Annotated in this window: 11 protein-coding genes; 4 read left to right on the plus strand and 7 right to left on the minus strand. The window is 64.5% G+C overall.

All coding sequences use genetic code 11. The features are described from left to right. The first annotated feature begins 77 nt into the window (after positions 1-77). Positions 78-1,241 carry a hypothetical protein gene (locus C8N34_RS19650; protein WP_054304603.1) on the plus strand — a complete coding sequence of 388 codons (1,164 nt, stop codon included), beginning with the start codon at positions 78-80 and terminating at the stop codon, positions 1,239-1,241. Positions 1,242-1,244: 3 nt separating this feature from the next. Continuing rightward, on the plus strand, positions 1,245-2,828 hold the full coding sequence (locus C8N34_RS19655) for a peptidoglycan -binding protein (RefSeq protein ID WP_108130192.1): 1,584 nt from the start codon (positions 1,245-1,247) through the stop codon (positions 2,826-2,828). Positions 2,829-2,831: 3 nt separating this feature from the next. Here the strand turns inward: C8N34_RS19655 and C8N34_RS19660 are convergent, their stop codons facing one another. From C8N34_RS19660 to C8N34_RS19690, 7 genes are all read right to left on the minus strand, one after another. Continuing rightward, entirely contained in the window at positions 2,832-3,722 is an 891-nt protein-coding gene (locus C8N34_RS19660; RefSeq protein WP_108130193.1) for an extensin-like domain-containing protein, read from the minus strand. Continuing rightward, positions 3,719-4,657, minus strand: coding sequence for a prephenate/arogenate dehydrogenase family protein (locus C8N34_RS19665; protein WP_054304606.1), 939 nt, complete (start codon positions 4,655-4,657; stop codon positions 3,719-3,721). The genes C8N34_RS19660 and C8N34_RS19665 overlap by 4 nt, the downstream gene beginning before the upstream one ends. After that, the gene (gene hisC, locus C8N34_RS19670) at positions 4,654-5,739 is read right to left on the minus strand and encodes a histidinol-phosphate transaminase (RefSeq protein WP_108130194.1); all 1,086 of its coding nucleotides are present in this window, start codon (positions 5,737-5,739) and stop codon (positions 4,654-4,656) included. Before hisC ends, C8N34_RS19665 begins: the two co-directional genes overlap by 4 nt. 122 nt (positions 5,740-5,861) lie before the next feature. Next, complete coding sequence (locus C8N34_RS19675) at positions 5,862-6,398, minus strand: TIGR00645 family protein (protein WP_054304608.1); 537 nt, start codon at positions 6,396-6,398, stop codon at positions 5,862-5,864. 114 nt (positions 6,399-6,512) lie between these two features. Next, positions 6,513-7,133: a 30S ribosomal protein S4 gene (gene rpsD, locus C8N34_RS19680; protein WP_054304609.1), complete on the minus strand. Its 621-nt coding sequence runs from the start codon at positions 7,131-7,133 to the stop codon at positions 6,513-6,515. A gap of 279 nt (positions 7,134-7,412) precedes the next feature. Then, positions 7,413-8,495, minus strand: coding sequence for a Hint domain-containing protein (locus C8N34_RS19685; protein ID WP_108130195.1), 1,083 nt, complete (start codon positions 8,493-8,495; stop codon positions 7,413-7,415). A 122-nt stretch (positions 8,496-8,617) separates the two neighbouring features. Next, positions 8,618-9,529 (minus strand): lipid A-modifier LpxR family protein, encoded by a 912-nt coding sequence (locus C8N34_RS19690; protein WP_054304611.1) that lies wholly within the window; start codon positions 9,527-9,529, stop codon positions 8,618-8,620. 243 nt (positions 9,530-9,772) lie between these two features. Between C8N34_RS19690 and C8N34_RS26455 the strand changes: the two genes are divergently transcribed. After that, positions 9,773-9,916 carry a hypothetical protein gene (locus C8N34_RS26455; RefSeq protein WP_158640745.1) on the plus strand — a complete coding sequence of 48 codons (144 nt, stop codon included), beginning with the start codon at positions 9,773-9,775 and terminating at the stop codon, positions 9,914-9,916. Next, positions 9,913-10,083, plus strand: coding sequence for a hemin uptake protein HemP (gene hemP, locus C8N34_RS19695; RefSeq protein WP_082401175.1), 171 nt, complete (start codon positions 9,913-9,915; stop codon positions 10,081-10,083). The genes C8N34_RS26455 and hemP overlap by 4 nt, the downstream gene beginning before the upstream one ends. Positions 10,084-10,094: the final 11 nt, after the last annotated feature.

The raw sequence follows: 10,094 nt of genomic DNA on the forward strand, positions 1-10,094 counted from the left end.
TTGGCAGCGCCGCGCCCTGCCCTTATCCTGCCCCGGAAAACCGCACAGCCCGGGCCAACCGGGAAAGGAACCGAGGCATGACCCGAGTAGCCCCGAGCGCCGCGCCTGTCTTCGCCCAGCCGATCCGGCAGGTCGTGCTGATGCTGATCGTGACCGGCCTTGTCGCTGCCGGGGCCTGGGTGATGCTGCCCACCCTGCGCGGCATCTTCGCCTCAAACCCGCTGTTGAACGGCTTCATCGCCACGGTCTTCCTGCTCGGCGTGCTGACCTGTTTCTGGCAGGTCTGGCAACTGGTGCAATCGGTCAACTGGCTGGATACCTATGTGCAGGATCGCCCCGGCGCCGAACCTGGTGCCGCGCCGCGTATCCTTGCGCCACTGGCCGCATTGCTGGGGCCGCGCACGGCGCGGATGCAGATTTCAGCCAGTTCCTCACGCTCCATCCTCGATTCCGTAGCAACGCGGATCGACGAGGCGCGCGACATCACCCGTTATCTGGCCAACCTATTGATTTTCCTTGGACTTCTCGGAACCTTCTACGGCCTTGCCACCACCGTGCCCGCCATTGTCGAAACCATCCGCTCGCTCGCCCCGCAGGAGGGCGAAGGCAGCATGGAGATTTTCGGCAAGCTGATGGGCGGGCTGGAATCGCAGCTTGGCGGCATGGGCACGGCATTTTCCTCGTCCCTGCTCGGCCTCGCCGGATCGCTGGTCATCGGGTTGCTGGAACTGTTCGCAGGGCATGGCCAGAACCGTTTCTACCGTGAACTGGAGGAATGGCTGTCCTCCATCACCCGCATCGGGCTGGATGGTGCCGAGGGCGAAACCGGCGGCATGGGCGCGCTGGCGCAGGTTCTGGATCATCTGGGCGAACAGATCGAAAGCCTTCAGATGCTGTTCACCCAGTCCGACGTCAGCCGGACGCTGGCGGATGAACGGCTGGGCGATCTTTCGGCCGCCGTCGCGCGCCTTGCCACGCGTCTGGAGGAGGACAGCGCCCAGACTGCCGTGCTGACCCGCATCGCCGAGGGGCAGGACCGGATCGTCGCCGCGCTGACCTCGGAAACCGGGGGTGCGCATGTCGATGCCGAAAGCCGGATGCGGCTCCGTTCCATCGACGTGCAATTGCTGCGCATCCTTGAGGAAATCTCTGCCGGACGTCAGGAAACCATTGCTGACCTGCGCGGGGATCTGGGGGCGCTGACACAGGCGGTGCGGCAGCTTCTGCGGGCACGGGGGTAGGTCATGGCACTGTCGCGACGCGGATCTGTGCGGTCGGGCGACGGGATGATCTGGCCCGGCTTCGTCGACGCTGTGACGACGCTGTTGATGGTACTGATGTTCGTGCTGACCATCTTCACCGTCATGCAATCGGTGCTGCGGCAGGAAATCTCGACCCAGGACAATGAGCTGAACGCGCTTTCGGCGCAGGTGGCGCAACTGGCCGATGCGCTGGGTCTGGAACATGCACGCGCCGATGGCTTGCAGGCCGAAATCGGCGGGCTGCGGTCGAACCTGAATGCGGCACTGGCCAAGGGGGCCGAACAGGAAAGCCTCATCGCCTCGCTGACCAGCCAGATTTCCGACAAGGAAAGCCAGCTCGCGCAGGCGCAGGGGCGCATCGCCTCGTTCGAGGCGCAGGTGGCAAGCCTTCTGACCGAAAGGGATACCGCACGGGGCGAGGCAGCAGCGCTGACCGCTTCGGTCGAGGATCTGAAGGCGGCGCAGGCGAAACTGATGACGGAACAGGAGGCGCTGAACCTCGCGCTGGCGAAAGCGCGCGAGGAGGTGGATGCCCAGACCGAAGCCGCCCGCCTTGCCGCCGCCCGTGCCGATGCTGTGGAGGCACTGGCCGCCAAGCTGCGCGCCGAGAATGCCGAAAGCGCGACGAAACTGTCGGATGCCGAGGCCGCACGGCTGGTCGATCAGGCCGCGCTGGCGGAATTGCGCGACAAGCTGAAATCCTCCGACACCGAGTTGACCGCCATGACCCTTGCGCTGGAAGAACAGCGCAGGAAGGCCGAGGAAACGCTGACCCTGCTGGCCGCCGCGCAGGGGGTAGAGGCCGACAAGACCGATGCGCTGGCCACCGCGCGTGCCTTACTGGCCGAACAGGAAGGCAAATCCGCCGAGGCGGAGCGCCGCGTTGCCCTGCTGAACGAACAGATCGCGGCGCTGCGCACGCAACTGGGCAGCCTTCAGGCCCTGCTGGACGCGGCGGAATCCCGCGATGCCGAAGCCAAGGTGCAGTTGGAAAACCTTGGCGGGCAGCTCAATTCCGCTTTGGCGCAGGTTGCGGCGGAACAGAAGCGGCGGGCGGAACTGGAAGAGGCAGAGCGCAAGCGGCTGGAGGCTGAAAAGCTGGATCTGGAGAAATTCCGGTCAGAATTCTTCGGCCAGTTGCGGCAGGTTCTGGCCGGGCGCGAGGGTGTGCGTATCGTGGGCGATCGTTTCGTCTTTTCCTCCGAAGTGCTGTTCAACCCCGGTTCTGCCGATCTGGCCCCGGAAGGGCGACGCCAGATTGCCGGCGTGGTGCAAACCCTGAACGAAATCGCGGGCGACATTCCGCAGGGCATCGACTGGATCATCCGTGTCGACGGCCACACTGACAATGTGCCGCTGTCCGGTCAGGGCGCGTTCAAGGACAACTGGGAACTGAGCCAGGCGCGCGCGCTGTCGGTCGTGCGCTTCATGCAGGATCAGCTGGGCTTCCCGCCCAACCGGCTGGCCGCAACCGGCTTTGGTGAATGGCAGCCGGTGGCACCGGGCGACAGCGCCGAGGCGCGGGCACAGAACCGGCGGATCGAACTGAAGCTGACCGAACGCTGAGGATCAGCGGCAATAGGCGCCGTTGCGATAGCGCGCGACGTCGAAATGCAGGTGATCCTCGTGATGCCCGTCCGATCCGGGGCCAAGCGTCGTGCCGAAGATGCCGCAGGCCGCCTTGTGCGCAGCCTTCATCCCCTTCGACTTGTAGTAGCCCCCGGCGACATTGATTTTGGTGCCATTGGCCAAAACCAGCCCGCCGATGTCCAGCGCCCGGCCCTTGCCATGTTCGCTGATCTTGTTGCCACGGATGCTGTTGCGCGGGCGGCAGGTATAGCTGCCCGCGATCTGCAACTGCACCACCGGGGTCTTGCCGAACTGCGGCTGCAATCCCCGCTCGATCCATTTCTTCGCGGCTTTGGCGGTATCGCAGGTGATGGTGGCGGGCTGGCTGAATTTCACGCCGGAGATGCTGGTGACTTTCACGGGGTCGGCGATGCCGCAACCCTTGACGCGGCTGACCACGGGGGCAAGCACCTCACCCCGGATATCCGGGTCACCGCAGACCGAGCCCTTCTTGCCGCGCAAGCTTTTCTTGTCCTGCGGCACACGCACCAGCGCGGCCTTTTCGATCACGGCCTCGCCCTGCCCCAATCCGGCGGGGCGGGCTCGCGGGCGCAGCACCGCAGCGACAGCCGGGGCCGCCTGCGCAACCTCCTGTGGCTGGGGTTCGGGTGTCGGCACCGGCAGGACAACCGCCGCCGGGCGCGGTTTGGGGCGAAACAGCGCCAGCGGGCTGACCGCATTGGCGGTGGAAACAGTGGTCACCAGATCCGAAGGCACGGGCGCTGCGGCCACCGGACGGAGCTTCGGCAGCGGCGAGGATTTCAGCCCCTCGGCCCCTGCCCCATGGGCAATAGCCGCAAAAGCCAAAGCCAGCGCCAGCGTGCGTTTCATCCGTCCCGTCCCCCCGAGGGCGGTTGCCCCCGCCCGAAATCCGGCGCGGACGTATCCTGCCCCGCCTCGATGATCCCCCGACGGATCGCGCGCGTCCGGGTGAAATAGGCGTGCAGATGATCGCCATCCCCCAGACGGATCGCCCGTTGCAGCGCAAAAAGCTCTTCGGTGAACCGTCCGAGTATTTCCAACGTGGCATCCTTGTTCGTCAAGAACACATCGCGCCACATGGTCGGGTCACTGGCGGCAATCCGCGTAAAGTCGCGGAAACCCGCCGCTGAGTACTGGATCACCTCGCTGTCGGTGACGCGGGCAAGGTCATCGGCCACACCCACCATCGTATAGGCGATGAGGTGCGGAGTATGGCTGACGACGGCCAGCACCACGTCGTGATGCGGCGCATCCATCGTATCGACCTTGGCGCCGAATCCCTCGACCAGCGCGCGGAAGCGCGCCAGCGCCACGGGGTCATGCCCCTCCAGCGGGGTCAGCAGCCACCAGCGATTGCGGAACAGCGTGGCAAAGCCCGAGCGCGGGCCGGAGTATTCCGTCCCGGCCATCGGGTGACCGGGGATGAAATGCACACCCTCGGGGATATGCGGGCGCACGGCGTCAATCACCGCCTGCTTGACCGAACCCACATCGGTCACCGTCGCACCGGGGGCCAGATATGGGCCGATCTCGGCCGCGATGGCGCCCATGGCACCCACCGGCACCGCCAGCACCACCAGATCGGCGCCTTCCACCGCCTCGGCCGCCGTGGCGGCAGCGCGGTCGATGAAGCCGATCTCAAGCGCGGTGGCGCGGCTTTCGGCGGATTTCGCGTAACCCACGATCTCGGCCGCCAGCCCGCCCGCCTTCATCGCATGGGCCATGGACGAGGCAATCAGCCCCAGCCCGATCAGCGCTACTCGGTTGTAGATGGGGGCTGTCATTTCAGCCCCTTGAACTGCCCCACCGCATAGGCGATGCGGCGGCACGATGCCTCGTCCCCCACGGTGATGCGCAGGCAATGCGGCAGGTTGTAGGAGGCCACGCGCCGCACGATCAGCCCCTGCCCTTGCAGGTAATCATCACAGGCCTCGGCCTCTTCGGTGCTGGCAAACCGGGCCAGCACGAAATTCGCCATCGAGGTGTCCGAGGGCACGCCGACCTCGGCCAGCGCCTCGGCCAGCCAGTGCCGCAGCCGCGCATTTTCGGCCCGGCATTTGGCAACGTAATCCTGATCGCGCACTGCCGCTTCGGCGGTTTCAAGCTGGGTGTTCGACAGGTTGAACGGACCCCGGATGCGGTTCAGCACGTCAATGATCGCCTGCGGGCCATAGCCCCAGCCGATGCGCAACCCGCCCAGACCATAGATCTTGGAAAAGGTCCGCGTCATCACGACGTTCGGCATGGCTTCGACAAGGCTCAGCCCGGCGTCGAAGCCTTCCACATATTCGGCATAGGCGCCGTCCAGCACAAGAATGGCCTGCGGCGGCAGGCCACGCGCCAGCCGCGCCACCTCGCCTGCCGAAATCATCGTGCCGGTGGGGTTGTTCGGGTTGGCGATGAACACAAGCTTCGTGCGTTCGGTACAGGCCGCCAGCAGCGCATCCACATCGGTGGTCCGCTCGCGCTCTGCCACCTCGACCGGGGTGGCCCCTGCCGCCATGGCCGAGATTTTGTACATCAGGAAGCCGTGCTCGGTATAAAGCACCTCATCCCCCGGCCCGGCATAAGCCTGACACAGGAAGTGGATGATTTCGTCCGAACCGACGCCGCAAATGATGCGCCCGGCATCCAGACGGTGTGTTTCCGCAATGGCCTGGCGCAGCGCGGCGTGATCGGTCGAGGGATAGCGATGGAGCTGATGCACCGACTTGGCGAAAGCCTCTTTCGCCTTGTCCGAAGGCCCGAACGGGTTTTCGTTCGAGCTGAGTTTCACCACATTGGCCACGCCAGACACATGGGCCTTGCCACCTTGGTACAGGGCAATGTCCATGATGCCGGGTTGGGGGCGGATGGCGTCGTTCATCGCTAGCTCCATAATCTGCCGCCCGGGTTTAGCGGGCGGCCCGATCCAATGCCAGCGCGATATGCGCGCAGCGGGACGAAAGGACCGCAAACGCGACCCCAAAGCCCCGCTTTCCGCGCCGTTCAGTGTTTGCTCGTGCGCGCGGCCAGCCAGTCCATCAGCGCCAGCAGCACGCCCGAGACGACGAAGGTCAGATGGATCGTCACCAGCCAGAACAGCTTGTCCCCGTTCAGCCCCTCGCCGCTGGTCTTGCCCAGTTCCATGAAGACCTTCAGAAGATGGATGCCCGAGATCGCCACGATCGAGGCGATCAGCTTCATCTTCAGCCCCGAGAAATCGACCTTGCCCATCCAGCTCGGCCGGTCGCGTGAATCGCCGAGGTCCAGTTTCGAGACGAAGTTCTCGTACCCCGAGAATAGCACGATCAGCAGAAGATTGGCCGCCAGCGACAGGTCGATCAGCGTCAGAATGGCCAGAATCGCCTGATCCGCGGTGAGCGTGAAGGTCTTGGCAGCGTAATAGACCAGCTCCTTGGTGAAGACGATGGTCAGCATGGCAAGGCTGATGACCAGCCCCAGATACATCGGCGCCATCAGCCAGCGCGAGGCGAACAGCCCCTGTTCGAACCTGGCCTCAAGCGAATTCTTGTCAGTGGTCATGCGCGGTATCCTGTCCCGTTTTGTCCTGCCCCGCGCGCGAGATAGGGATGGCAGGGACAAAAGAAAAGGGCCTGCGCGCGGCAGGCCCTTCCCAAGCACAAGTCCCGCGAAGGATCAGTTCTTCGCGTAGTATTCGACGACGAGGTTCGGTTCCATGACGACCGGATAGGGCACGTCCGACAGGGCCGGGGTGCGCACGAATTTCGCGGTCATTTTGGAGTGGTCGACTTCCAGGTAATCCGGCACGTCACGCTCGGTCAGCGCGACAGCTTCCAGCACGATGGCCAGTTGCTTGGACTTCTGACGAACTTCGATCACATCGCCTTCCTTGCAGCGATACGAAGCGATGTTCACGCGCTGGCCGTTCACGGTCACATGGCCGTGGTTCACGAACTGGCGGGCGGCAAAGACGGTCGGCACGAACTTGGCGCGATACACGATCGCGTCCAGGCGGCGCTCCAGCAGGCCGACGAGGTTTTCACCCGTGTCGCCCTTCACACGCTCGGCTTCGGCATAGATGCGGCGGAACTGCTTTTCGGTCAGGTCGCCGTAGTAGCCTTTCAGCTTCTGCTTGGCGCGCAGCTGCGTACCGAAGTCCGACAGCTTGCCCTTGCGGCGCTGGCCGTGCTGGCCCGGACCGTATTCGCGCTTGTTGATCGGGGATTTGGAACGGCCCCAGATGTTCTCGCCCATGCGGCGGTCGATCTTGTACTTGGCAGCGGTGCGTTTGGTCATCGCTGATCTCCTTCTTTGTTGGCTCCCTCGACCTGTCCGAAAGCCGGTTTCCGATTTTCGGGTCACGGGCAGCGAATGCCGCGCGGTTCCCGATCTGTCGTTGCCGGCCCGTTCAGGCGTCGGGCGAGAAGGGCGTTGTCCTTTCCCCTTTACCCTTGCGGGTTTCAGGGGCGACAGGCTACCCCTTGCGGGGGCCACCAACACCAATGGAAAGCCCCGCAATCGCTTGCGGGACCGGGCGCTTATACAGCGCAAAACGGGGCTGTCAACAGGCGCGGATCACGCCGCCATGTCATGCCGCAGGATCGCGGCTTCCGAGGCCGAGAGATTGCGCCGCGCATAGTCGCCATAACGCTCGGGATTGGCCTCCACCCGCGGCATCAGCGCCAGCAGGCTGGCGCGGCTTTCCGGGCTCAGCGTATCCAGAGCGGTATTCGCCGGGTGGAAGCTTTCCGTCTCCATCCCGTTGGCAAAGACGATGTTATGCCCTTCCAGCAGCAGATGCACATAGGTGACTTCACGCAGTGCATGATCGACCAGAATGCTGTGATCGTTCAGCAGATCCTCGGCCGCGACCAGCACTTCATCGGTATTGAACAGCGCCCGCGCGGCGGCGCCCGTCACCAGCATCCGGTGCTGCGGCGAGACCAGGAGGTCATCTTCAGGCCGGCCACTGCCGAAAGCGCCCGCGCGAAAGCGCACCGGGCGCAGATGCGGCATGGCATAAAGCCGGGCGCCCGACATGCGGCGGCTGCCGGTCCACAGAATCTCTTGCGGGCCATTGTCGCGGGTCAGCACCCGATCACCGGGACGCAGATGCTGGATCAGTCGCGGACCATCGGGAGTGGCGATGCGGGTATCGGGGGTGAAACAGATCACCCCGCCCGCCTGCCGCGCCCCTGCCCCGGATTGTGTCCGGTCAACGGAGGTCCGCACCACCCACAGATCGCGGTCGGCCGGGGGAAGATCGTCGACAAACATGGCCAGCGTGCTGCCGGTATCGGGCACCGCGATCAGCGTGACGCACCAGCTTTGCAGCCCGTCGGTCACCACGACACCCTGTTCGGGTTCCGCCTCATCCTGTTCCGGCGCGGCCAGTGCGGCTGCGCGTTCCTCAAGACTGGCGCTCAGCGATGCGCCGATCAGTCGGCGCACCATACGCGCCGCACGTTTGCGGATGTCGGCCATATTCTCGGCCGCCTCCAGAACCAGCACCGATTGCGGGCCGTCCACCCGCACCGGCGCGCCGGTCCAGCGCCAGGAGGCGCCCACCGCCAGCACATCGGGCGTGGCAGCCCGAATGCCATCTGTTTCTGTCTGCGACCAGGAAATGACGAACGTGCCCCGAGAGCCCGTTTTCATGCCTGTTCTGCCTGCTCGTTTTATTTTTATGCGAACAGGTTAACAGGCCGACTCAGGCTTGGCTATGTCAAATCGGCAACAATCCGCCTGCTAAACACACATTTCCGAATGTGCGGGAACAGTCAGAAGCGGAGGTTCACGCGCAGCGAACCAACGACCTGCCCTTCCGGCTGACTTTCATATTCCTTGCCCAGCCAGGTGACGCCATAGAAGGCCGCAGCGCGCTCGCCCTGCCAGTGCACACCGGCGCGCAGGCGGCTGCGGCTGTCAGCCAGATCGGCCGTACCGCCCGAAGGCAGGTATTCGCTGTCGAAGACGCGCGCCACATCGCCACCCAGCGTCAGGCTGAAGCCTTGCGCCACGTCGCGTTCGATCCCCAGCGCCCGCTGCCCCGTCACCACATCGCGCGCGAACAGCCCGCCGCGCCCGAAATCGCCCAGCACCATGTCACCGCCGACCCGCACGAAGCTTTCCACACCGGCCTGCGCCTCGACAAAGGGACGCAGCGTCAGACGCTCCGTCACCTCAATGTTGCGGCCGATCTCGGCCTCCAGTGTCGGGTGAAAACCGTCGGGGATCTGGCTGTCGAGCACGGTGGGCCGGTCGAAGCCGAACATCTTGTGAATATCGCGCTGGAAGCGGCCCACGCCGGTCTGCGGCCCGGTGATCACCAGATCCAGACCGACGCGGGTTTCAAACCCGCCCATGTCGAAATGAGTCGCGATCCCCGGCGCGATGATGCCGACATAGCGGCGATCCGGTGTCGGATTGGTCAGCGATTCCGGGGCAATGATCTCGGCCCGCAGACGCACTTCCAGCAATTCGCCAAAGGTGGCGGGCAGGTGACCATCCCAGCGTTCCGCCCGGAAACGGCTGACGCTGTAAGACCCCGTGCGCCAGCGGTCCTTCGTGTCACCAATTGCGTCATTGTTGAAGATTCGCGCGAAACCAAGGGTCACACGCTCCTGCGCGGCGGCAGAATGTCCCGAAAGTGAAAGGGCCGCGAGTGCTGCGGCAAGGAGTGCCTGTTTCATGTATCGTCCGTAACCCGGCCCCCCAGCCTGCACCATTCGTACCAAGATCATCGCCCACGCGATAGTGCAAGCTTGCAACAGCCTGAGACCGAGCATCCGGCGAAGCAGATCTGATACAAAAACCAAGTGAAAGAATCAGACTTTACAAAGCCGAGTGATTTTGTCACCTTATCCTCATCCAAGCCAACCCCCTCGGGTCAGCCCGGATGCCCCGCGCAGACCGCCGCAACACCCGAGGTCCAGATGAAAGCGAATGATACCGGCCCTTTGGCCGAACCCAGACCCGAACCGCTGGTGATCGAGATGATCCGCCAGTCGCTGAACGGGCTGATCCCCGCGTCGCCGGACCTCATGGCCCTTTTCGACCGGATGGAGATGCCCCGATGAACATGCAAGTCGATCCCCGTGCCCTGATGTCCCTGCCTGCCGACACCACCCCCAGCCATGACGCCCTTGCCCTGACTGCGGGCGGCAATCTGGCGCGGATCGTGCTGCACGGTCAGGTCTATTCGCTGCGCATCACGCGGGCGGGCAAACTGATCCTCACCAAGTAACGGACCCCGGA

The organism is Gemmobacter caeni (assembly GCF_003054195.1).
In the GTDB taxonomy this organism is placed as follows: Bacteria; Pseudomonadota; Alphaproteobacteria; order Rhodobacterales; family Rhodobacteraceae; genus Gemmobacter; species Gemmobacter caeni.